Consider the following 23,657-nt stretch of genomic DNA (forward strand, 5'->3'; position numbering starts at 1 on the left):
GAAGCGCCAACAGAGTTTGGGGGCAACTTGCACAGCACTGTGGAAAACCGCGGCAACCCTGCATAAATCCAGGCTTTGGCACTGCTCCAGCGCTTCAGCCACGAAATTGATCACTTTTTAATCATTTCGATCAAAGCCTTTATCTTTAAGGCCTGTAGCCGATAGCGAACATCTTATCCACAGAAGCGCCAACAGACTTTGGGGGCAAGTACACATACCCCATCACGCTTATCCACACGGAAAACGCTTCAAAAACCGAGGCTTAGCCTGGTTATTTTTCATACAGCAGGCTGCAGCCCTTAATTTACGTGAGCTACAGGCACCCACGAACACCTTATCCACAGCCAGACACACAGCGATTGTGGGTAACGTGCCAGGCGGTATTCGTCTGTACAAAAAATACTCAGCATCTACACTCACCTTTGCAGTTAATTTCACAAGCCTGGGTTAACGCGGAAGTCCTTGGCGGGATAAACGGGAGGAACAACAGTGATGTGGCAGGGCACACCCAGCCATCACTGCGCCAAAGGTTTTACGCTGATTGAATTACTACTGACGCTGGCCTTACTGGCCACGCTGGCGACAGTGGCTTATCCGCTGACGGCATTGATGGGCAAACGCGACCGAGAACTCGACTTGCAACGTTCGTTGCGAGAGATACGCCGCGCCATTGATTCCTACAAAGAAGCCAGCGACGACGGGCGCATCGAAAAGAGCGTCACTGACAGTGGTTACCCGCCCTCTTTGCAGACATTGGTCGATGGCGTCACCGACCAGACCAACTTGCAAGGTCAAAAACTCTATTTTCTGCGACGCATTCCTCGCGATCCTCTCTGCGAATGTCCCGAACTGGCAGCAGAAAAAACCTGGCAATTGCGCAGTTACAAGAGCAGCGCCGATAACCCACAAGAGGGAGAAGATGTATTTGACGTTTCATCCCGCAGCACTCGGGAGAGTTTGAATGGAACGTTGTACAGCCAGTGGTGAGCGCGGTTTTACCCTGATCGAATTGCTGGTGGTGATGGCCATCATCGCCACACTCATGACGCTGGTCACCCCCCAGTATTTTCGCCAGCACGCCAAGGCCCAAGAGACGGTGCTGCGCCACAACCTCTCCACCATTCGCCAGGCGCTGGATCAATACCGCGAAGACCACGGCGATAACCCCGACTCCTTGCAAGCCCTGGTGGACCGCCGCTACCTGCGCGAAATCCCTCTGGACCCGCTGACCGGCAAGCGCGACACCTGGCAACTGCAACCCTCCGACGAACAAGGCCTGGGCGACGTACGCAGCGGCGCACCGGGCACCGCTAACGATGGGACGGCCTATGCAGACTGGTAAGCAGCGCCAGCACGGCTCGGTGTTCATGGGCATGCTGGTGACGGTGGCCGTCGTGGCCGTGATGCTGATGGAGACGGGCACGCTGTGGTCCAGCGTGTTGCAGCGCGAACGCGAATTGGAACTGCTGGCGCGCGGCAACGAAATCCGCCGGGCCATCGGCCTGTACTACAAGGCCGGCAATGCCTTTCCCAAGTCCCTCGAAGACCTGGTGCTTGACCGGCGCCAACCGACCGTCAAGCGCTACCTGCGCCGGGTCTACACCGACCCGCTGACCGGCACCACCGAGTGGGGCGTCGTGCCAGGGCCGGGCGAAACCATCATGGGCGTGTTCAGCCAGGCCAAGGGCACGCCGTTCAAGCAAGGCAACTTTGCGGTCATCAATCAAAGTTTTACAGGGCAAGGCAGTTATCAAGGGTGGGTGTTTCTGTATGGCTCTGTACAGAGTAACCCTGCAACCCGCGTCACTCCTCTGGGAGATCAGCCGACTCAATGATTTCAACGATATGAACACACTGATCGTTCCAGCAGTTCGGAACTTGTTTATCTGGATTGAAGGTGGACTAGAGCATGAGAAACTTACACAGATATATGCGTGCCGCCCTTAAATGGGTACTGGCAGGAATCGTGGTATTGCCGGCCTTGGCATTGGCCCATGTGGCGACAGATACGCCGGTGGCACGACAATTTTACTGTCGGGGTCAAGCGGACTTCTGGAGCCCTAATCCGTCCGATGCGGGATGCCGGGCGCTCTTGGAAGCAAATAAGGATCTCCCACACTACCCAGGCCAGCAATGGAACCAGGTATCAATTGAAATTCCGAAACCGCAGTACGAGGATCAGGCAGTCGTCGAGCAGTACATACCAGATGGAAAACTCTGCTCCGCCAACAATCCAGAAATGCGTGGCCTCGATCAGCCTTCAGATAAATGGCACAAAACTCCAATCACACCTAAAAATGGCTTTCTACAGGTCATTATTTCCGGTACGGCTCCCCATGTAAGCAGTGATGTTTATATCTATCTGAGCAAACCTGGCTATAACTCCGCGACCATGCCGCTGAAATGGAGTGACCTCGAACTGCTGAAAAAAGAAAGAGTCGATAAGGCATTGCCTGATGACGGGACGGCGCTGAACCCTCTAGGGCTAATGCAAGGCTATTTTAGAATAAACGTACCGATTCCAGCCGGTCGCTCGGGAAATGCGGTTCTATACACTCGATTTCAGCGAGACGACCCTAACGGCGAAGGTTTTTACAACTGCAGCGATGTTACATTCAGCGGTGGGACTGCCCCTGAGTGGTACGCCAAGGGGCCCTTCCTGTTGCCTGGTTTTACCCCACATCCGGGAGACAAGATCCGCTTTCGCGTACTGGGTGCGGATGACTCGCATGATGAAGTCGTAGACATCCGGCATCCCGTTACAGATGCGAATCCGGCCGTTTGGGGGCTGGGGCTGGTACAAGCGCTATCGTCATTCAAAACAATTGTGCAGATAGGTGAACTCAAAGGCACAAGCATCATCTACAACACCGTGGAGCCAGGGAACAACCAAATCTTCCTTGCCGACAAAAATGCCTCTATAGGGATGTCGATTATTACCGACGACGGTGGAACCCCTGTAGATCAACGCCCTCCTGTTGCCAATATCCAAGGCCCAGCCGAAGCCACAGAAGGTGAAACCGTCACTTTCGACGGTGGAAGCTCAGTCGGATACAACGGCAAACTTACCTATATATGGTCTACAAACGCTGCGAAAGACGCGTCAAATATACCCAACCACGAGAGCACCTTTTCTTTCACAGTGGCTCCGTATTTCGACGCCATTCCGGGTGGTCCGCAGCCTGACCACAACGTTTCCTTAACCGTTTATGATCATAAAAATCTGAAAAACGACCCGAAAAAAGTTGTTTTCGTGATCAAAAAGGCTGGGGGCGATGACGGCTTCCCTCAGTGGAAACCGAATGGCGGCTACAACAGCGGCTCACAAGTATCCAATTATGGAGTGAAGTACCGGTGCAAACAGGGATCGGCAGGCGCATGGTGCGGGCAGAATGAAAATGAACCCGGCAAACCCGGTTCCACTTTCTGGCAGCGCGCATGGGATGTTGTTCCTTGAGCCACTGGCATATGCACTGACTTGATAACAGCAAGTGCCAAACGTTATAGGGCGCCTTACGGCGCCTTATATCGCGCAACGCTACAATTGGAAGCAGTACTGGTTATAACGCAGTCCTACCGGCGGTGCCCGCTTCCCCAGCGGGCCGGAAGAGTTGATCACAACCGCCGAGTATCGCCATGCGCACACGCACACTTATTACCCCCTTCCAACGCGCCTTCACCTTGCTGGAGCTTTTGGTCGTCCTGCTGATCATCGCCCTGCTCGCCGGCTATGTCGGACCCAAGATGTTCGACCGCCTGGAGCTGGCCAAGGTGCAAACCGCCCAAGGCCAGATGAAGTCCCTCGCCGATGCGTTGAACCAGTACCGCCTGGACAACGGCAACTACCCCGACGAAACCCTCGGCCTGAATGCGCTGACCACGCGGCCCGCCAATGCGGGCAATTGGCAGGGGCCTTACTTGAAGACGTTGCCGCCTGACCCCTGGGGCAACCCATATCTCTACAAAAACCCGGGCACCCCGCCCAACGACGCCGAGATCATCTCCCTGGGCCGCGACGGCAAGGCCGGTGGTATCAACACCTACGCCGACATTGTCTACGGGCTGTAACGGACCATGTGCGCGCTGCGGATTGTTCTGCTGCTGCTGTGCCTTTCGGGCACCGCCCAGGCCAATTGCTGGCAACTGGCGGCCAGTCGTTATCACGTTGATCCGCTCTTGCTGTACGCCATCGCCAGGGTCGAGTCCGGCCTCAACCCCCGTGCGCGCAATATCAATGCCGACGGCAGCCAGGACATCGGCCTGATGCAGATCAACAGCCGCCACTTACCGGCACTGGCGCGGTTCGGCATCACCGAACAGCACCTGATCACCCAGCCTTGCACCAGCGTGATGGTCGGCGCGTGGATCCTGGCCGGTTTTATCCGCGAAAAGGGCTACGGTTGGCAGGCCGTAGGCGCCTACAACGCCGGGCCCAAGCCGGACCGTGAGGCGCGCCGCACGCGTTACGCACTGGCAGTGTGGCGTTACTACGACGAGTTGCTGCAACAGCGCCGGCAACTGGCGAGGCAAACGCCATGATCGAAATAGACGCCCGCATCATCCGCGACGGTCATTTGCAGTCCCTGCACCTGCAAGCCTTTGACCTGGCCCAGGCGCGCCAGCAATTGCAGGCCGACGGCGCCCAGGTCATCTCGCTCAAAGCCCGTCGCCAACTCAAATTGCCGAGCCGGCGCTCCAAGTTCGCCCTCGGCTTGTTCATCCAGGAATTGGTGGTGCTGCTGGACGCCGGCCTGGTGCTGGTAGAAGCGGTGGAAACCCTGCGCGACAAAGCACCGCCGGGGATCAATCGGCAGGTGATGAGCGAGCTACTGGCCTCGATGTATGAGGGCAACTCGCTGTCCAGGGCGATGCAGCTCAAGCCGCAGACGTTTCCTTCATTGCTGATCGCCACCGTGGCGTCCTCCGAACACAGCGGCCAATTGGCCGTGGCCCTGCGCCGCTACCATCACTTTGAAGCGCATTTGGAAACCGTGAAAAAACGCGTCAGCGGTGCCCTGATGTACCCCTTGGTAGTGCTTAGCGTGGGTGCGCTGATCCTGTTGTTTTTGCTGTTCTTCGTGATCCCGCGTTTCGCCTCGGTGTTCGACGCCGTCGCCGACTTACCCGCCACCGCGCGCTTCATGGTGTGGTGGGGCGCGCTGGTGGACGCACGCGGCATGGAGTTGCTGATCGGCCTGGCGCTGGCGGTGGGTGCGCTGGTGCTGCTGTTTCGCAGCGCCGGGTTCAAGCGTCGCGTGGCCGAGCTGTTCTGGAAGATTCCCAGCCTGGGCGCCCAGCGCACGCTGTTCATCCTGGCGCGTTTCTACCGCACGGCGGGCATGTTGCTGATGGGCGGGATGCCGGTGGTTACGGCGGTGGAGCTCTCCGGCGCCTTGCTGCCGGTAGAACGCCAAGCGGCCCTGCGCCAGGCCATGATCGATATCCAGGCCGGTCAGCCACTGTCCACCTCCCTGGCCCGCCAACAACTGACCACCGCCGTCGCCGAACGCCTGTTGCGGGTAGGCGAGCAAAGCGGCGAATTGGCAGCGATGTGCGAGCGCATCGCGCAGTTTCACGATGAAGCCTTGGAGCGCGCCATCGAGCTGTTCAGCAAGGTCTTCGAGCCATTGTTGATGCTGGTGGTGGGCGGGCTGATCGGCCTGATTGTCTTCATGTTGTACATGCCGATTTTTGAACTGGCAGGTTCCATCCAGGGGTGACGCAATGAGCGACAACACGCACAAGTGGCAGGCGCTGGCGAGCCAACGGGGCATCACATTGGCGGCCTACCTCACCGAATTGCTCAACACCGCTCCAGACCAACTGCACACGGTCGCCGAGCCGTTGGGGCTGCTCGCCATCAGCCCTGAGCAGCTCAGCGAAGACTGGCGTTTCGACCTGTTGCCCCTGCCCCAGGCCCTGATGCATAACGTACTGCCTCTGGATCACCTGGGCCAACCCTGCCTGGTGCTGGGCGACCCCTTTACCCTGGCCAGCCGACACTGGTTGCAGTCTTCCAGTACCTTGCGCCAACTGCCTCTGGCCATGAGCCTGCCCGGTGCGGTCAACGCCCAGTTGACCAAAGCCGAAGCCAGCCAGCGGGTGATGCAACCCTTCGGCGAAGACGACCCTGACGCACCAATCGGCCAGGCCGCCCAGGAAATCTCCTTGAGCAGCATCGCCCGCGACGACAATCCGGTGGTGCGTCTGGTCAATTCCATGCTGTTCGATGCGCTACAAAGCCGCGCCAGTGACATCCATGTGGAAACCACTCCCGGCGGCCTGGTGATCAAGTACCGCATCGACGGCGTGTTGCAGCAGATGGGCCAGGCCAGCGGCATGGACATGGCCGAGCAGGCGCTGTCGCGGATCAAGGTGTTGTCGGAGCTGGATATCGGTGAGCGACGCGTGCCCCAGGACGGGCGTTTCAAGATGAAGATCCAGGGGCGCGAAGTGGATTTTCGCGTGTCGATCATGCCCAGCATCCACGGCGAAGACGCGGTGCTGCGCATCCTCGACAAATCCCAGCGCGGCGAATCCCTGAGCCTGGAGGCCCTGGGCCTGGCCGCCGACACCATCGCCCGCATCCGTGCCCTGGCCAGCGAACCCTACGGTATGCTGCTGGTCACCGGCCCCACCGGCAGCGGCAAATCCACGACCCTGTATGCCGCGTTGTCGGAGACCAATACCGGCGAGAAAAAAATCATCACCATCGAGGACCCGGTGGAATACGAACTGCCCGGCGTGCTGCAAATTCCGGTCAACGACAAGAAGGGCCTGACCTTTGCCCGTGGCCTGCGCTCGATCCTGCGCCACGACCCGGACACGATCCTGGTGGGCGAAATCCGCGACGGTGAAACCGCGGGCATCGCCGTGCAGGCGGCGCTGACCGGGCACCTGGTGATGTCGTCGGTACACGCCAACAGCGCGTTCAGCGTGCTCGAGCGTTTTACTTATATGGATGTGGACCCGGCGAGTTTCGTCGAAGCCCTCAACGGCGTAGTCGCCCAACGCCTGGTGCGGCGCATCTGCGCGGATTGCGCGGTGGAGGCCGAACCCGACCCGGACATTGCCCGTCTCGCCCAACTGCCCGAGGCCCAGTTAAAGCAAGGCCGCTACCGCGTGGGCAAGGGCTGCGAGGCTTGCCGCCACACAGGCTATCGCGGCCGGCTGGCCCTGGCAGAGGTTCTGAGCATGAACGACACGATCAAGGAGGGACTGTTGGTGCGCAGCTCAGCGTCCACTCTGCGGGAGCTGGCCCGGGAAGCCGGCCATGTGTTTATTCGCGACATAGCCCTGGCCCACGCCGCCCGGGGCGACACCACGCTCAAGGAGATCCACCGTGTCATTTCCCTTTATTGAGCATGTGGTGTGGCTGCATCGCGACGCAGCTGAATGGGCCGCACGCGCGCGCTGGCGTGGTGCGCCTGTCTGGCATGCGCAATGCCAGGGTACGCCGCTGGCCGCCTGCGCCGAACTGTTGGAGCAGGCGCCGCGCGGGCGCGTGAAGTTCCTCGACCGGGCCACGGTGCTGCTGGGTTTTCCCCATGTGCATTACCTGATGCTGCCCTGGCAACCCGAGGTGTACAGCCCCCAGGACTGGCAAGGCCTGGCCGAGGCAATGTTCAGCCGGCAAGCCAATATCGATGCCGAGCACTGGCAAGTGCAGGTCGCCGATAGCTCGTTCGGTCAACCGCGCCTGGCGGTCGCCACACCACGGGAGTTACTGCTGGACCTGCGCGAACTGTTCCAGCTCAACCGCTTGCCGCTGGTGACCTGCACCCCCGTGCTGACGGCGGTCGCCCAACAGTACTGGCGGCACCTGCCTGACGATTGCGTGGTGGCCGTGCCCGAGGCCGGCAGCCTCAGTTGCATGTATCGACACTTGGGCATCATCGATCAGGTATGCGTGATCCCCACCCAACCCGGCAGCACCTTGAGCGACAACTTGTTTACCGCCGACCTGCTGGTCGAGCGGCATGCCCCGGCCACGCTCGTGGTCAGCAACGCGCCGGCGGAGCATCGCCTGGGGCCCGTGCACCCGTGGCTGGAGGAGGCGCCATCATGAAAGCCAGGCTCGCCGGTGTCTGGCAGCAATTGCGCGCGCCCCGTGCACCGCGTGTCGATTTCCAGCGCCCCGCCCCCACCCATCGCGCCCTGGTGGCCGCGCTGTGGCTAATGGCGAGCCTGTTGCTGGTGAGCACTTGGCATCACTGGCAACGCATGGTGCATCAGCAGCAACAGACCGATGTGCTGGAGCAGCAATTTATCCAACTGACCCGCCGTCAGGAGCAGTTGATTCAGGCGGCCATCCGCTTGTCGCCCCAGCAAAGACAACAACTGGCGAGCTTCGCCCAGCAAAAGGTCACACCGTTTGCCTTGATGGATGGCGTGGCCCAGGCCTGGTCCAAGGAGATCGCCCTGACCCGCGTAGAGGTCAACACCCAGGCCCAATTGCTGCACCTGGATCTGGAGGTCAAACAACTGGGCGATGCCTTTCGCTTCGTGGACCGGCTCAAGGCCCAGCCTGGGGTGCGAGTGAACCTGCAACAAAGCGCACTGAAGAGCAATGACCCGCAGCATCCGGTGCAGGTCAAACTCACCGTTGGCGCAGGGTAGCCGGCCATGGACACCCTCGTTCGCCACCTGCCGCGCCTGCGCTGGCACCTGATGCAATGGCGCCAGCGCCTGGGCTTCTGGGGCCTGTTGGCGGTGGGCGTGATGGCGGCGGTGCTGTTGATCGAAGTCGTGCTGATTCAACCGGCCAGCAGCGCCGACAGCCAGCGACGCCAGGCGCTGCAAGCGGGTATCGACGAGCAGCCCCAAGACGTTCAAGTGACTGAACCGGCAGTAGTGGAAGCCCTGCCCACGGCACAAGACTTTGCCCCGCGCCTGGAAAAACTGCTGGGCCTGCTGAGCCAACGCGGTTTCATCATTGAGCAAACCACCCTGGCCTACTCCACGCCGGGGGATACCGGCCTGCAACGCCTGGATGCGCAGATCCCCCTCTCCGGCCCCTACTTCCTACTGCGCGAGGCCTTGACCGAGATCGCCAAAGAGCCGGCGGTACGCATCGAAAACCTCACCCTGGAGCGCAAGGAAATCACCAGCGGCCTGCTCACCATCGACCTCAAAATCAGCGTGCTGGGGGTGGTGGAATGAAACTTCCGTTGTACCTGCGCATCCTGCTGGTGCTGACGTTGATCGGTTGCGGCTGGCTGTTCTGGCAAGACCAGCCCGAGCCCCTCGACAGCGCACCGCCCCCCGTCACCACCAAGGCAGCGCCGAGCGAGCCGGCGGCGCCCACACCCACCGCCGAACCCGCGGAGACGATCGTCGACCTGTTTCCCATACAGACCTGGACCCCGCCGCCGCCCCCCCCACCAGTGGACAACGCACCGCGCAGGCCGCCAGCGCTGCCCTTCAAGGTCAGCGCGCAATGGCGCTACGAGAACCAGGCGAAAATCGTCGTGCTCAGCGGCAACGGCGCCCAATACACCTTATGCAACCGCTGCTCGGTGCCGGGGCGCATTGTGCCCGGCAAGATGCTGGACGCCCATTACCGCTTGGACAAACTCACTGACACCGCCGTGGTGCTGACCTACATGCCGTTGAAGCATGTCAGCACCCTGCGCCTGGACAAGCACTGACCCGGGAGGGGCACGATCATGCGGCTTAGATGGATTCCCTTGGGCCTGGCGCTGTGCGCAGTGAGTGCGTGTGAAACCCAGCGGGCGATCAAGCAAAGCGATGAGTTGCGCCAACAGGGCGATATCGTGCGTTCGGTCGAGGTGCTGCAAGCCGAGGCCAAGGAAGACCCCGACGATATACAGCTGCGCACCGCGCAGTTCAGCAAGCTGGAGTTGCTGGTGGCCCAGTACAGCCGTGAAGCCAACGCCGCCATGGTGCGTGGCGATGACACCGCTGCTATCCGCGCCCTGCAGACCATCCTCAAGTACGACCCCAGCAACCTGGGCGCACGCCAGCAAATCCAGAGCATCCAGGCGATGAAGCAACTACGCCCGCAACTGGCGCGGGCCTATGAGATGAAACGCTCCAACCCGGTGGAAGCGCTCAACCTGGTGCGCCAGATCATCGCGCAGAAGCCCAACTACCGAGAGGCCCTGGACCTGCGCAACGCCTTGACCCGCGAGCTGGTGAGTGCCGACCACCTCAGCGCCGACCTCTCCGAGGCCATGCGCAAGCCTTTGAGCCTGGAGTTCAGTTCCCAAAGCCTGACCACGATTTTCGAGACCATCGCACGGTTATCGGGGGTCAATTTCGTCATCGACAAAGACGTCAACCCCAGCGCGTCGGCCAGCATGACCGCCAGCCGCACCACCGCCGAAGATGCGCTGAACCTGTTGCTAACCACCCAGGGCCTGGACAAGAAGATCCTCAACAACAACACCGTGCTGATTTACCCAAAGCGCCCGGACAAAGAACGTGAATACCGCGAGCTGGCGGTGCGCACCTTCTACCTCAGCCATGGCGATGCCAAGGTCGTGGCCGCTGAGATCAAGCAAGTGCTCAAACCCAAGGAAGTGCTGGTGGACGAGCGCCTAAACGCCGTTCTGGTGCGCGATGGCCTGGACACCCTGAGTGCCGTGGAAAAACTGGTGGAGGCCATCGATATCGCGCAGTCGGAAGTGACCATCGATATCCAGGTGCTGGAAGTCAGCCTCAGCGACGAACTGAACCTGGGTATCCAGTACCCCGGCAGCATCGGCGTGTCGGTCGGCAACCTGAGCAATGTCCCGGCCGGGCTGGCGGGCATCCCGATCAGCGCCCTGCGCGGCATCAACGGCGACAATATTCTGCTGGATGCCAACAGCACCGAGGCGCGGATCAATATGCTGCAACGCAGCGGCAATACGGTGACCCTGGCCAACCCCAGGGTGCGCGTGCGTAACCGTGAAGAAGCGCAGGTGAACATCGGCGATAAAATCCCGGTGGTGACCACCACCACGGCCAACCAGATCACCACCTCGTCGGTGTCTTACCAGGATGTGGGGCTGCAGATCACCGTCAAACCGATCATCAGCCTGAGCGATGAAGTGAACCTGGAACTGAACGTGGAGATGAGCCATATCACCAAGCGCATCCCCAGCTCGGACAACGTACCGGCCACCTTTGAACTGGGCTCGCGCGCCACCAAGACCCTGCTCACCGCCCGCAACAATGAGACCCAGGTGGTTTCAGGCCTGATCCGCACTGCCGACGTCGACGAGGGTTCTGGCCTGCCCTGGTTAAGCAAAATCCCGTGGATCGGCAAAAAACTGTTCGGCACCAATGTGAATACCCAGCAGAAAACCGAAATCATCCTGCTGCTGACGCCCCGGATCGAACGCAACCTGGACTTGCCGATTTCCCAGATCAGCACCTTTCACAGCGGCACCGAAGCGCGCAGTTCGACGCAGGGCATGATCCTGCGCGACACCACGGAAAAGATGATCCTCAAACCCACCGGAGGCGACCCGACGCCCGCGCTGCCGCCACCGATGCAGCAACCGGACGCCAACTGGCAGCCCTTGCCGCCGCCGTTACCGGATCTGGTGCCAAAGTCCGAGCCAGCCGCCCCTTAATCTCAGACCCTGAAGAGGATCAAAACTGTGGGAGGGGGCTTGCCCCCGATATAGGTGAGTCAGTCAATGATGCTGTGACTGTCCTACCGCTATCGGGGGCAAGCCCCCTCCCACTTTGATCACCTTGAGCCGCTTGGGCCGGTTTACCGGATCTGGTGCCGAAGCCTGAGCCAGCCGCCCCTTAATCTCAGAACTTGAAGAAGATCAAACTGTGGGAGGGGGCTTGCCCCCGATAGCGGTGGTTCAGTTAAAAATACTCAGGCTGACACACGGCAATCGGGGGCAAGCCCTCTCCCACACTGATCACCTTGAGCCGCTTGGGCCGGGGTTACCGGACCTGGTGCCGAAGCCCGAGCCAGCCGCCCCTTAATCTCAGACCTTGGAGAAGATCAAACTGTGGGAGGGGGCTTGCCCCCGATATAGGTGAGTCAGTCAATGATGCTGTGACTGTCCTACCGCTATCGGGGGGCAAGCCCCCTCCCACTTTGATCACCTTGAGCCGCTTGGGCCGGGGTTACCGGACCTGGTGCCGAAGCCCGAGCCAGCCGCCCCTTAATCTCAGAACTTGAAGAAGATCAAACTGTGGGAGGGGGCTTGCCCCCGATATAGGTGAGTCAGTCAATGATGCTGTGACTGTCCTACCGCTATCGGGGGCAAGCCCCCTCCCACTTTGATCACCTTGAGCCGCTTGGGCCGCTTGAGCCGCTTGAGCCGGGGTTACCGGATCTGGTGCCGAATCCCGAGCACGCCGCCCCTTAATCTCAGAACTTGAAGAAGATCAAACTGTGGGAGGGGGCTTGCCCCCGATAGCGGTGGTTCAGTTAAAAATACTCAGGCTGACACACGGCAATCGGGGGCAAGTCCCCTTCCACATTGGTTTTGCAGTATGGGTGGGTCAGCGTACGACGCCTTCTTCGATCAGCAACTTGAGGATGGCTTGGGCGCCTTCTTCGGCGCTGACGCCTTTGAGCACCTGCCCACCGCCGCCACTGGCCTTGGCCGTGGCCGCTTTCATGCGGTCGGCGCCGCTCTTGGCCTTGATCACCTTGAGCCGCTTGGGCCGGGGCTTGGCCGGTTGCAGGGTGGCACCCATCAACAGCGCATCGTCTTCGACCTCGACCTCATGGGCCGCCAGTTCCCCGCGCTGGCCCGGGCCATAGGCGCTCTGTCGTGGTTTGGGCGCGGCATTATCCACCGTGGCTAGAAACGGCAGGCGCACCTTCAAGCGCCGCCGCTGGCCCCGTGGCAAGGCTTGCAGCACATGCGCCACGCCGCCGTCGATGGACTCCACCTGGGCCAGCCCCACAATCAGCGGCCAACCCAATTGCTCGGCCAGCAAAAACGGCAGCATTCCCGAGCCTTCGCCGGTTTCCGCCTGGCTGCCGGTGAGCACCACCTGGGCTCCGGCATCACGCAGGTACTCGCTGAGTACCGGCAGTGCGTCGGCGGTGGCCGGTTGCTCCAGCACATGCAGTTGCGGCAAACCCATGCCCAGATAGCTGCGCAGGGTCGGCTCGGCGATGTTGCCGGCATGCAGCACCTGCAACTTATCCCCAGCCAGCTGCAAACCCAGCTCGACCGCGCGGGCGTCCTGCTCGGCGCGGCGCGGGCGACCGGAAGTCGGGTGGGCGCCGATGGACACCAGGCTGATTACATTCGTGCTCATGCTCATATCCTCAAGCCGCGTCGCGCTTGGCGCCGTTGCGGTAGGCCTCGACCGCATCGATCAAGGCGTGCAGTATCGCGGCGCTTTCGCCGATCACCGACAGGTCGGCCCGCTTGATCATGTCGCAACCCGGGTCGAGGTTGATCGCCACCACCTTGTCGCAGGCACCGATGCCTTGCAGGTGTTGGATCGCCCCGGAAATCCCCACGGCCACATACACCCGCGCGGTGACCCAGGTGCCGCTGGCGCCGACCTGGCGATCACGCGCCATAAAGCCATCGTCCACCGCCACCCGCGAGGCGCCTTCGGTGGCGCCCAGTGCGGCGGCAGTCTGGTGGAACAGGGCCCAGTCCTTGACGCCGTTGCCGCCGGAGAAAATAAATTCCGCTTCGGCCATGGGAATGGCCGCCGGGTCCACCGCCACCGCGCCGAGATCCTCGATACGCGGCAAGCTGCGCGCCAGGGTTGTGGATAACTCCACGGGCAACACTTCGTGGCGGGTTTCGCTGACCGGGTCGGCACATTCGGCGGCGGCCAGAATCAGGCGTGGCAGCGGCCGCGCCAAATCCTCCTGGCCCGCGCCGGCGCGGCCGGTGCAGGTGTTGTCTTTGATCTGCCACACCCGCGTGGCCGGGCGCTCCTTGAGGCTGGCGGCAAAACGCCGGCCCAGCTCGCCGCCACCGCTGCGACTGTCAGGCAGCAGCCAGTGGCGTGGATTGAATTGGTTATCCACAGCCCGCAGACCTTGCACCCGTTGTTCCGGCGAATAACCGTCGAATTCGGCGCCGTCGAGCACCAGCAGGCGATCAACGCCGGCCGTGGCAAACGCACTTTCCTTGTGTTCACCAAACACCACCGCCAACACCGCGCCGTCGTCGCCGGCCAGCTGCCGAGCCAGGCCAAGCAGGTCGCGGTCATGGCTACTCAGGCGGCCACCGACCATGTCCGGCACCACGTTGATATAGAACACCGGCGCAGCGACTTGATGCAGCGGCAATTGCACTTCGGCGGCTGCGGTACGTTTACTGGCGCCACCTTGCTGGGCGCCGCTGCGGTCGATGCGTTTGATGCCGTTGGGGCCGATAAAACCGATGCCATGCACGTTCTTGCGGATGACGCCATTGGGCCCCATCCAGCTGTGCTGCACCGGCTGCATCGCCGCATGCAGCGGGTGCAGGCGGTTACGGGCGATCCATTCGGCCCGTGGGTCGCGGCGGATTATGTCGCTCATCAGTGCACCTCCGCAGGTTCACGCTTGGTCGGTGATTTGGCCGGTTGAGCCTCCTCAAGCAAGGCGTCGGCCACCAGTTCGGCGATGTCCTTGATCAATGGGCGCGGTTCGACCACCCCTTCGAGCATCGCGGTGCATTGCGGGCAGCCAACGGCCACCAGCTCGGCGCCGGTTTCGCGGATGTCTTCCATGCGCATATCGGGGATCCGTTGCTTGCCGGGAATGTCAGTGATCGGCGCGCCGCCACCGCCACCGCAGCACCGTGAGCGGAAACCGGAGCGCTGCATCTCCTTGACCTCGATACCCAATGCCCGCAGCACTTGGCGCGGCGCTTCGTACTCACCGTTGTAACGGCCCAGGTAGCACGGGTCGTGGTAGGTCACGCTGTCGCCTTTGTGCTGGCCCAGGTTCAGCGCGCCTTCGCCGATCAGCTCGGCCATAAAGGTGCTGTGGTGTTGCACAAGGTAGTTGCCGTTGAAGGCGCCGTACTCGTTCTTCAGCACATGGAAGCTGTGGGGGTCACAGGTGACGATGCGTTTGAAACTGTACTTGGCCAGGGTCTGGATATTGCGCGAGGCCAGCAGTTGGAAGGTCGCTTCATCGCCCAGGCGCCGCGCCACGTCGCCGCTGTCGCGTTCTTCGAGGCCCAGCACGGCGAAGTCGACCTTGGCCGCTTTCAGCACTTTGACGAACGCACGCAGCGTACGTTGGTTGCGCATGTCGAAAGCGCCGTCGCCGACCCAGAACAGCACGTCGGTGCTGCCTTTTTCGCTGAGCAATGGCAGGTTCAGGTCCGCCGCCCAGTTCAGGCGACCGCCCGGAGCGAAGCCGCCGGGGTTGTCGGTGGCGATCAAATTTTCCAGGACTTCGGCGCCTTTGTTCGGCGTCGCGCCTTTTTCCAGGGTGAGGTGGCGGCGCATGTCGACGATGGCGTCCACATGCTCGATCATCATCGGGCACTCTTCCACGCAGGCGCGGCAGGTGGTGCAGGACCATAGGGTCTCGGCGTCCACCAGGCCGTTGACGATCGGCTGATGCGGATTGCCGCCGTGCTCGCCTATGGCTTTGCCCGGATACGGGCTGCCGGCGAACTTGGCATCGGTGCCGCCCGCCAGGCCGACCACCATGTCCTGGATCAGCTTTTTCGGGTTCAGCGGCTGGCCGGCGGCGAACGCCGGGCACGCGGCCTCACACTTGCCGCACTGCACGCAGGCGTCGAAACCGAGCAGTTGGTTCCAGGTGAAGTCCTTGGGCTTTTCCACGCCCAGGGGCGCGGCTTTGTCGCTCAGGTCCAACGGTTTCAACCCGGTGGAACGGCCGCCGCCGAAGCGCTCGGCGCGGCGGTGCCAGGCCAGGTGCAGGGCACCGGCGAAGGCGTGTTTCATCGGGCCGCCCCAGGTCATGCCGAAGAACATCTCGCTCACGCCCCACAGCACGCCCACGCTGAGCAGCGCAGCCAGCAGCCAACCGCCAAAGTCCGCGGGCAGGATGCCCGCCACCGGCAGGGTCACCAGGAAGAAACTCACCGAGAACGCCATCAGGCTTTTCGGCAAGCGCATCCACGGGCCTTTGGACAGGCGCGACGGCGGGTTGCGCCGACGCAGGTACACGAAGGTGGCGCCGACAAACATCAGCACCGACGCCAGCAGCAAGGCGTAGCCGAGGATCCGGTTCTGCAGGCCGAAGCCGTGCACCAGGATCGCCAGCAGCGCCGACAGCACAAAGCCCAGCGCCGTGGCGACGTGGGTGTTGGCGATGTATTTGTCGCGGGCGACCACATGGTGCAGGTCGACCATGTAGCGCTTGGGCATGGCCAGCAGGCCGCCCAGCAGGTCGACCTTGGACGCGCGGCCACGGCGCCACATGTTTACCCGGCGCAGGGCGCCGAGGACGGCGAGGCCGAGGGCGGCAAACAAGAGAATAGGCAGCAAGGTGTTCAACATGGTGAAGCTCCCACAGACCGCACAGGTCTACTGTGAAACTGGCCCGAATGTGGGAGGGGGCTTGCTCCCGATGGCGGACTGTCAGTTGGTACAGTTGTCGCTGAACCACCGCTATCGGGGGCAAGCCCCCTCCCACATTTGACCGCGTTCACCTCATCAAAAGTCTTTGCACAGGCGCAGGGCGTCGTAGATCGCAGCGTGGGTATTACGCTGCGCCACACAGTCACCGATGCGGAACAGCAAGTACCCATCGCCCGTCTCGCTCAGGCACGGCTGCGGTTTGATCGCGAACAAGGCTTCCACGTCGATCTGGCCTTTGTTGCGCGAACCTTCCTTGAGCCCGTAGTAAATGGCTTCGTCCGGACGCACGCCGTTCTCGACCACCACCTGATCGACCACCCGCTCCTCTTTGGCGCCGGTGTATTCGTTTTCCAGCACCGCCACCAACTTGTCGCCCTCGCGGTAGACCTTTTCCAGCATCATGTCGCCGGTCATGATCACTTCCTTGGGGTACATGCTGCGGTAGTAGGTCGGGAACGACGTACCGCCGATGGCCACGCCAGGCTTGATGTCGTCGGTGACGATCTCCACCTGGCTGCCTTTGTCCGCGAGGAAATCCGCCACCGACATACCGGTGAATTCGCAAATGGTGTCGTACACCAGCACGTTCTTACCCGGCGCGACTTTGCCGTCGAGCACATCCCAACTGCTGACCACCAAACCTTCGGCGGCGCCCCAGTGTTCGTTCTGCTCGATGTACGGATGACCGCCGACGGCCAGCACTACCACGTCTGGACGCAGGTCCAGGATGGTGTCCGCATCGGCGGCCACGCCCAGGCGCAGGTCGACTTTCAGGCGCGCCAACTCCAATTGGTACCAGCGGGTGATACCGGCGATCTGATCGCGCTGCGGGGCTTTGGAAGCCGTGGTGATCTGCCCGCCGATAAACTCTTTTTTCTCCAACAGGGTTACGTCGTGGCCACGTTCGGCGGCTACGCGCGCCGCTTCCATCCCGGCCGGGCCGGCACCGACCACCACCACCTTGCGTTTCGGCCCGGTGGATTTCTCGATGATGTGCGGCACGCCCATGTATTCACGGGAGGTCGCGGCGTTCTGGATGCACAGCACATCCAGGCCCTGGTACTGGCGGTCGATGCAGTAGTTGGCGCCGACGCACTGTTTGATCTGGTCGACCTGCCCCATTTTGATCTTGGCGATCAGGTGCGGATCGGCGATGTGCGCACGGGTCATGCCGACCATGTCCACATAGCCGCCTTCGAGGATACGCGTGGCCTGGTTGGGGTCCTTGATGTTCTGCGCGTGCAGCACCGGCACCTTGACCACTTCCTTGATCCCGGCGGCCAAATGCAAAAACGGCTCCGGCGGGTAGCTCATGTTGGGGATCACGTTGGCCAGGGTGTTGTGGGTGTCGCAACCCGAACCCACCACGCCGATGAAATCCAGCATGCCAGTGTCGTCGTAGTACTTGGCGATCTGCTTCATATCTTCGTGGGACAAACCGTCCGGGTGGAACTCGTCGCCACACAGGCGCATGCCCACACAGAAGTCGTCACCCACTTCGGCGCGCACGGCTTTCAACACTTCCAGGCCGAACTTCATGCGGCCTTCGAAGCTGCCGCCCCATTCGTCGGTACGTTTGTTGACCCGTGGGCTCCAGAACTGGTCGATCATGTGCTGGTGCACGGCGGACAGTTCCACACCGTCCAGGCCACCGGCCTTGGCGCGGCGCGCGGCCTGGGCGTAGTTGCCGATCACGCGCCAGATTTCTTCCGGCTCGATGGTCTTGCACGTCGCACGGTGCACCGGCTCGCGCACACCGGACGGCGACATCAGGGTCGGCCAGTTGAAGCCGTCCCAACGCGAGCGACGGCCCATGTGGGTAATCTGGATCATGATCTTGGCGCCATGCTTGTGCATGGCGTCGGCCAGGTTCTGGAAGTGCGGGATGATGCGGTCGGTGGACAGGTTCACCGAACTCCACCATTCCTGGGGACTATCGATGGCCACCACCGAGGAGCCGCCGCAGATCGCCAGGCCGATGCCGCCCTTGGCTTTCTCTTCGTAGTACTTCACATAGCGGTCGGTGGTCATACCGCCGTCGGTGGCGTACACCTCGGCGTGGGCGGTGCTGAGCACGCGGTTGCGGATGGTCAGTTTGCCGATCTGGATCGGCGCGAACATTGCTTCGAAAGCCATGGCAGGGTTCCTCGACTTACAACGGCTTGACGATGAACAGGCCGTCGTCGTGGCCTTCTTCGGAGCCGCCGTAGACTTGCTCGGCGACGGTGCGCAGGCTGCTGCCGCGCGCTTGCAGAATCTGATCCATGGCCCCGGCGAACCAGCCGGTGAACATGTAATCGACCTTGCGCCCGACCTTGCCGTACACGTAGACGAACGCCGAGTGTTCCAGCTTGACGCTGGCGGTGCCCTTGTCGAGGTCGATGTCTTGGATCTTGAACAGGCCCCAGCCGCGTTGCGACAGGCGCTTCATGTAGTGCTCGAACACCGCGACGCCTTCCAGGCCATGGCATTCGGCTTCTTTTTCGCACCAATGCCAGGCGGATTTGTAGCCGGCTTTGTAGAGGATCTCGGCATAGGCTTCGGCGCCCAGCACCTCTTCGATGCCCATGTGGTTGTTGACGAAGAAATGACGCGGCACATACAGCATCGGCAAGGCGTCGGAGGTCCAGACACCGGTTTCGCTGTCGACTTCGATAGGCAATTGCGGGGCGATCTTGGCCATGGAAACTTAACTCCAGAAAATTCGTGTTGATGCCCGTCGCGCGGAGGGCGACGGGTTAAGGATGAGGAGAGCGGCGGCTTATTCGCCCCACACGTCTTTAAGGACGTTGACCCAGTTTTCGCCCATGATCTTGCGCACCACGCGCTCGCTGTGGCCGCGCTTGAGCAGGGTCTCGGTGAGGTTGGGGAACTCGCCCACGGTGCGGATGCCCAGCGGGTTAATGATCTTGCCGAAGCTGGTCAGGCGGCGGGCGTAGCCTTTGTCGTGGGTCAGCATTTCAAAGAAATCCTGGCCATGGCCCTGGGTGAAGTCGGTGCCGATGCCGATGGCGTCTTCGCCGACGATATTCATGGTGTATTCGATGGCTTCGGCGTAGTCGTCGATGGTCGAGTCGATGCCCTTGGCCAGGAACGGCGCGAACATGGTCACGCCGACGAAACCGCCATGGTCGGCGATGAACTTCAATTCTTCATCGGACTTGTTGCGCGGGTGCTCTTTAAGGCCGGACGGCAGGCAGTGGGAGTAGCACACCGGCTTTTTCGATTCGAGGATGACTTCTTCGCTGGTCTTGGAGCCGACGTGGGACAGGTCGCACATGATGCCGACGCGGTTCATCTCGCCGACGATCTCACGGCCGAAGCCCGACAGGCCGCCATCGCGCTCGTAGCACCCGGTGCCCACCAGGTTCTGGGTGTTGTAGCACATCTGCACCACGCCCACGCCGAGCTGCTTGAAGATCTCCACGTAGCCGAGCTGGTCTTCGAACGCATGGGCGTTCTGAAAGCCAAAGATGATGCCGGTCTTGCCTTGTTCTTTAGCTTTGCGGATATCGGCGGTGGTTTTTACCGGGATCACCAGGTCGCTGTTCTCGCGGATCAGGGTCTGGCTGGCCACGATGTTATTGATCGTGGCCTGGAAGCCTTCCCACACCGACACGGTGCAGTTGGCGGCAGTGAGGCCACCTTTGCGCATGTCCTCGAACAGGTCGCGGTTCCACTTGGCAATAATCAGCCCGTCGATAACGATGCTGTCGGCGTGCAATTCGGCTGGGCTCATCAGGCGTCCCCTTATTGGCGATTCATGCGCCGAATCGTATGCCGGCGCTTTGGGGTCAGCATATGCCCAGGGACTGAACGGACCCGGTGCAAAAACGACAGGGGAATTGCCGAAAGCGTCAATCCACGACAAAGGCTATGCAGACGCGTCAGACGGGTGACTGTTCTTTGTCTTACGCTTGAGCCAGAATTCGGCCATCCACTGATATGAGACGGCGCAATGAAATCGATTTTCCTGGCTTTGGCACTCATCGCAACCGGCGTCCACGCGGCCGAAGACACCGACAGCACGCCCTGCGACGGCATCGAGAACGACAAACAAACCCTGGAATGCGCCACCTATAACAAGACCACCGCCGAGCAATTGCTCAAGGACAACTACCAGAGCCTGCTCGAACGCATGGGTTCGACCTACGGCAGCAACAAGACCCAACTGGCCGACATTACCGCTCGTCTGAAGGACGCCCAGCAGAAGTGGGAAAAACTGCGGGATGCCGACTGCGCCGTGGACACCTTCCCCGCCAAGCCCGGCACCAAGGACTACGCGATTGCGCAGAACGACTGCCTGGCGCGGATGAGTGATGAACGGTCGGAGTTTTTGGAGTCGATCGGGCAGGAATAAGCGACAATCGCCGCCACTTTTTAATCTGACCAAGGCCATTCATGACCCTCTGCGGCATCGAAATCAAAGGCAGCGAAGCCATCATCGCAGTCGCCTCCCTCGACAACCAGGCGCTGACCCATGTCGCCCTGGCCACCAAAAAAATCGCTCTGGAAGATGACGACGAGGCGGCGAATGTCAAAGCCTTCGCCGCACAGGTGAAGGCGTTTGTGCAGGACAATGCCATCACCCGCATCGCCATCAAGAAACGCAGCAAAAAAGGTGAATTCGCCGGTGGGCCGACGACGTTCAAGATCGAGGGAGTGTTTCAGTTGCTCGACGGTGTGGAGGTGACGCTGCTGTCGCCCCAGACCATCAATGCGCAGAACAAGAAACACAACTTTGAACTGCCCGCGACGCTGAACAAGTATCAGCATGAGGCGTTCAAGACGGCGTGCTCGGCACTGCTGAAGAAATAAGCCCCGCCGAAAATCCAATGTGGGAGGGGGCTTGCCCCCGATAGCGGTGGGTCAGCCAAATCAGTATCCACTGACAGCCCGTCATCGGGGGCAAGCCCTCTCCCACATTGGATGTGTGTTGTTTTTAGTGGGGGGTATGGCGCTTGTACAGCAGCCAATCCCCGAACGACTTGTCCTCCAGGGCATACCCGCCCCGACCCGATTTCCACACCAGTTCCTTGTCGCGCAGGGCATCGATGCAGGCCTGGATGGTCTGGGTGCCCGGCACCACGTCGCTGCCCATGTCCTCCAACGCCTTGCTAACCGCGGTGAGGGTGCTGTCGGTAAACGGCGCGAAAGGTTCGTTGTTCAGCGAGCGTTCCACCATCACCTGCAAGACGGCGCGTTGCGGGATGGTCAGGGCGTTCCAGGCGCTTTCGAATTCGGTCCACACACCTGCGCGCAGCAGTTCGGCGCGACTGTGCAGCAACTGGCCCAAGTTGCTGGCCTCGCCCAGCTCCAGCGCTACTTCACCGATGATCGTACGCAGCATCTCGGGTCGGCGGCCGACCAACTCGAAGGCTTCATCGATATCGGCGGCGTTGAATTGGTTGGTCGGGGCCAGGTTCGCGTTGAGGTGTGCGGTGTAGGCCTGGGTGAAGGCTTTGCCCAGCAGTGGAAACGGCGTGATGCTGGAGCCAAAAAACGGCTGGCTTTTACCCAATACCAGATAGGCCAGCTTGTCGCGATTGGAACCGGTAAAGACTAAATGCAGGCCGCTGCCCTCCTCGTCACGCCCTTGGTTGAGCTGATCCCGGGCGGCCTTGAGCGCGAACATGGCGTTGATCCCCGAATCGCTGGTCAAGGCATGCTGGGCTTCATCGATCACCAGCACGACGGGTTTTTCCGCCGCGTGGTGGAGCAACTCCAACGCTTGGGTCAGGGTCGCGCCCACCGGCAATTGCGGCTTGCTGAAGTCCCAGGACAGGGTCCGCAGAAAACTCAACCTTTCGATGCCAAGGTTCTTGGCCAGCTTGCGAATGCCCTTTTCGTAGGGCGCAAGCGCGGCGGCAATGGCGCTGGCGATCAACTCCGCGGGATCTTTTTCTTTGTCGGCCCACAGATCCACATACACGGTGAGCCAACCGCGCAGTTGGCACTCCGGGATCAGGTCTTCGCGCAAGAACGTACTTTTACCAGTGCGACGTGGCGCGGCGAGGAACAGGCCAGAGGTGAAATCCTGAAGGCCGGCGCCCACCAGGCCATCGGCAATGCTGCTGGCCAGCGCGGGACGGCGGAACACAAAACCGCTGAGCTTGGACATGGCTTATACCAAATTATTGAAACGGCTATAAATTATAGCCTTGAGTATAATCAACTATAATTGCCCGTCAAACCGACTCCCGTCGCCGATCCTCCCTGGGGCATTTGGCAAACCGCGCCCGGTAACTGCGCGTGAAATACGACGGCGATTCAAACCCGCAGGCAATGCTCACTTCCAGCACGCTCAAACCGCTCTGGCGCAGGAGTTGCCGGGCTTTTTCCAGGCGCAGGCCCAGGTAGAAATTGCTCGGGGTGTCGTTCAGATGCAGGCGGAACAGGCGCTCCAACTGGCGCCGGGTGACCTTGATCGCCTCAGCCAAGGCGAGGGTGCTCAGGGGCGGTTCGGTGTGCTGTTCCATCTCGCCGATCACTTGCACCAGTTTCTGATTGTTGATGCCGTAGCGCGTGGCGATCTGCATGCGCTGGTGGTCTTTGCGTGGGCGAATGCGGCCGAGCACAAACTGTTCGGACACCTGAATGGCCAGGTCGGCGCCGTGGGCCTGGGCGATCAGGTCGAGCATCAGGTCGATGGAGGCGGTGCCACCGGCACAGGTGATGCGGCGGCGGTCGATTTCGAACAGCTCTTGGGTTACCGCCAGGTGCGGATAGGACTCTTTGAAGGCGTCGATGGCTTCCCAGTGCAGGGTCACGCGATGGCCGTCGAGCAGACCGGCTTGGGCCAACACACAAGCGCCGGTGTCGATACCGCCCAGCGTCACGCCATCGTGATCGAGACGGCGCAGCCACTGTTCCAGTGCGGGTGTGGCGAACTGCAGAGGCTCGAAACCGGCGACCACCAGCAGGGTGGTGCCCTTTTTCAGCGGTTCCAACGCGGCGTCGGCGTTGACTGACATGCCGTTGCTCGCCAGTACCGCACCGCCGTCGGCGCTCAGTACATGCCAGCGGTACAGCTCGCCGCGAAAACGGTTGGCCACCCGCAGCGGCTCAAGGGCCGAGATAAAGCCCATCGCCGAGAAACCCGGCATCAGCAAAAAGTAGACATCCTGGGACATGGTGGCGCTCTCATCGGA

Annotated in this window: 23 protein-coding genes; 15 read left to right on the top strand and 8 right to left on the bottom strand. The window is 61.3% G+C overall.

Features of this window, described 5'->3' with window-relative positions; all coding sequences use genetic code 11:
- Positions 1-492 precede the first annotated feature (492 nt).
- The 13 genes from HRH33_RS24840 to HRH33_RS24900 all read left to right on the top strand — a co-directional run bounded on the left by HRH33_RS24840 (position 493) and on the right by HRH33_RS24900 (position 11,585).
- Positions 493-987 carry a type II secretion system protein gene (locus HRH33_RS24840; protein ID WP_123479309.1) on the top strand — a complete coding sequence of 165 codons (495 nt, stop codon included), beginning with the start codon at positions 493-495 and terminating at the stop codon, positions 985-987.
- Positions 962-1,342 carry a type II secretion system protein gene (locus HRH33_RS24845; protein ID WP_034139601.1) on the top strand — a complete coding sequence of 127 codons (381 nt, stop codon included), beginning with the start codon at positions 962-964 and terminating at the stop codon, positions 1,340-1,342. The genes HRH33_RS24840 and HRH33_RS24845 overlap by 26 nt, the downstream gene beginning before the upstream one ends.
- A complete protein-coding gene (locus HRH33_RS24850; protein ID WP_173603567.1) occupies positions 1,329-1,835 on the top strand; it encodes a type II secretion system protein in 507 nt (168 codons plus the stop codon). The genes HRH33_RS24845 and HRH33_RS24850 overlap by 14 nt, the downstream gene beginning before the upstream one ends.
- A 74-nt stretch (positions 1,836-1,909) precedes the next feature.
- Complete coding sequence (locus HRH33_RS24855) at positions 1,910-3,457, top strand: lytic polysaccharide monooxygenase (RefSeq protein ID WP_167417653.1); 1,548 nt, start codon at positions 1,910-1,912, stop codon at positions 3,455-3,457.
- A 179-nt stretch (positions 3,458-3,636) separates the two neighbouring features.
- Positions 3,637-4,068 carry a type II secretion system major pseudopilin GspG gene (gene gspG / locus HRH33_RS24860; RefSeq protein WP_034139603.1) on the top strand — a complete coding sequence of 144 codons (432 nt, stop codon included), beginning with the start codon at positions 3,637-3,639 and terminating at the stop codon, positions 4,066-4,068.
- Positions 4,069-4,074: 6 nt separating this feature from the next.
- Positions 4,075-4,539 (top strand): transglycosylase SLT domain-containing protein, encoded by a 465-nt coding sequence (locus HRH33_RS24865; RefSeq protein WP_034139604.1) that lies wholly within the window; start codon positions 4,075-4,077, stop codon positions 4,537-4,539.
- Positions 4,536-5,720, top strand: coding sequence for a type II secretion system F family protein (locus HRH33_RS24870; RefSeq protein ID WP_167417654.1), 1,185 nt, complete (start codon positions 4,536-4,538; stop codon positions 5,718-5,720). The genes HRH33_RS24865 and HRH33_RS24870 overlap by 4 nt, the downstream gene beginning before the upstream one ends.
- Positions 5,721-5,724: 4 nt before the next feature.
- Positions 5,725-7,362 (top strand): GspE/PulE family protein, encoded by a 1,638-nt coding sequence (locus HRH33_RS24875; protein ID WP_123479306.1) that lies wholly within the window; start codon positions 5,725-5,727, stop codon positions 7,360-7,362.
- Entirely contained in the window at positions 7,343-8,068 is a 726-nt protein-coding gene (locus HRH33_RS24880) for a hypothetical protein (protein ID WP_244962429.1), read from the top strand. The genes HRH33_RS24875 and HRH33_RS24880 overlap by 20 nt, the downstream gene beginning before the upstream one ends.
- The gene (locus HRH33_RS24885; RefSeq protein WP_167417656.1) at positions 8,065-8,619 is read left to right on the top strand and encodes a hypothetical protein; all 555 of its coding nucleotides are present in this window, start codon (positions 8,065-8,067) and stop codon (positions 8,617-8,619) included. The genes HRH33_RS24880 and HRH33_RS24885 overlap by 4 nt, the downstream gene beginning before the upstream one ends.
- A 6-nt stretch (positions 8,620-8,625) precedes the next feature.
- Positions 8,626-9,162, top strand: a complete 537-nt coding sequence (locus HRH33_RS24890; protein ID WP_094064255.1) for a hypothetical protein — start codon at positions 8,626-8,628, stop codon at positions 9,160-9,162.
- Positions 9,159-9,650 carry a hypothetical protein gene (locus HRH33_RS24895; RefSeq protein WP_167417657.1) on the top strand — a complete coding sequence of 164 codons (492 nt, stop codon included), beginning with the start codon at positions 9,159-9,161 and terminating at the stop codon, positions 9,648-9,650. The genes HRH33_RS24890 and HRH33_RS24895 overlap by 4 nt, the downstream gene beginning before the upstream one ends.
- 18 nt (positions 9,651-9,668) lie before the next feature.
- Positions 9,669-11,585, top strand: coding sequence for a secretin N-terminal domain-containing protein (locus HRH33_RS24900; RefSeq protein WP_167417658.1), 1,917 nt, complete (start codon positions 9,669-9,671; stop codon positions 11,583-11,585).
- 895 nt (positions 11,586-12,480) lie between these two features.
- On the opposite strand, the gene etfB is transcribed toward HRH33_RS24900, so the two are convergent.
- From etfB to HRH33_RS24930, 6 genes are all read right to left on the bottom strand, one after another.
- Positions 12,481-13,251 (bottom strand): electron transfer flavoprotein subunit beta, encoded by a 771-nt coding sequence (etfB, locus tag HRH33_RS24905; protein ID WP_034139613.1) that lies wholly within the window; start codon positions 13,249-13,251, stop codon positions 12,481-12,483.
- Positions 13,252-13,261: 10 nt separating this feature from the next.
- A complete protein-coding gene (gene etfA, locus HRH33_RS24910; RefSeq protein ID WP_167417807.1) occupies positions 13,262-14,482 on the bottom strand; it encodes an electron transfer flavoprotein subunit alpha in 1,221 nt (406 codons plus the stop codon).
- Positions 14,482-16,425, bottom strand: a complete 1,944-nt coding sequence (gene dgcB / locus HRH33_RS24915) for a dimethylglycine demethylation protein DgcB (protein WP_167417808.1) — start codon at positions 16,423-16,425, stop codon at positions 14,482-14,484. Before dgcB ends, etfA begins: the two co-directional genes overlap by 1 nt.
- Positions 16,426-16,581: 156 nt before the next feature.
- On the bottom strand, positions 16,582-18,642 hold the full coding sequence (dgcA, locus tag HRH33_RS24920) for a dimethylglycine demethylation protein DgcA (protein WP_167417809.1): 2,061 nt from the start codon (positions 18,640-18,642) through the stop codon (positions 16,582-16,584).
- Between the two features lie 16 nt (positions 18,643-18,658).
- Positions 18,659-19,189: a 4-vinyl reductase gene (locus HRH33_RS24925; RefSeq protein ID WP_034101179.1), complete on the bottom strand. Its 531-nt coding sequence runs from the start codon at positions 19,187-19,189 to the stop codon at positions 18,659-18,661.
- 78 nt (positions 19,190-19,267) lie between these two features.
- A complete protein-coding gene (locus HRH33_RS24930; protein WP_015373138.1) occupies positions 19,268-20,245 on the bottom strand; it encodes a dipeptidase in 978 nt (325 codons plus the stop codon).
- A gap of 219 nt (positions 20,246-20,464) precedes the next feature.
- Between HRH33_RS24930 and HRH33_RS24935 the strand changes: the two genes are divergently transcribed.
- Both HRH33_RS24935 and HRH33_RS24940 read left to right on the top strand, forming a co-directional pair.
- Positions 20,465-20,866: a lysozyme inhibitor LprI family protein gene (locus tag HRH33_RS24935; RefSeq protein ID WP_034101181.1), complete on the top strand. Its 402-nt coding sequence runs from the start codon at positions 20,465-20,467 to the stop codon at positions 20,864-20,866.
- 41 nt (positions 20,867-20,907) lie between these two features.
- A complete protein-coding gene (locus tag HRH33_RS24940; protein ID WP_094064259.1) occupies positions 20,908-21,324 on the top strand; it encodes a DUF3010 family protein in 417 nt (138 codons plus the stop codon).
- 124 nt (positions 21,325-21,448) lie between these two features.
- On the opposite strand, the gene HRH33_RS24945 is transcribed toward HRH33_RS24940, so the two are convergent.
- Positions 21,449-22,627 (bottom strand): AAA family ATPase, encoded by a 1,179-nt coding sequence (locus tag HRH33_RS24945; RefSeq protein WP_034139619.1) that lies wholly within the window; start codon positions 22,625-22,627, stop codon positions 21,449-21,451.
- A 67-nt stretch (positions 22,628-22,694) separates the two neighbouring features.
- Positions 22,695-23,639, bottom strand: a complete 945-nt coding sequence (locus tag HRH33_RS24950; protein WP_167417810.1) for a GlxA family transcriptional regulator — start codon at positions 23,637-23,639, stop codon at positions 22,695-22,697.
- Between the last annotated feature and the right edge of the window lie 18 nt (positions 23,640-23,657).

It is taken from the genome of Pseudomonas rhodesiae (genome assembly GCF_013285305.1).
Classification (GTDB): domain Bacteria; phylum Pseudomonadota; class Gammaproteobacteria; order Pseudomonadales; family Pseudomonadaceae; genus Aquipseudomonas; species Aquipseudomonas rhodesiae.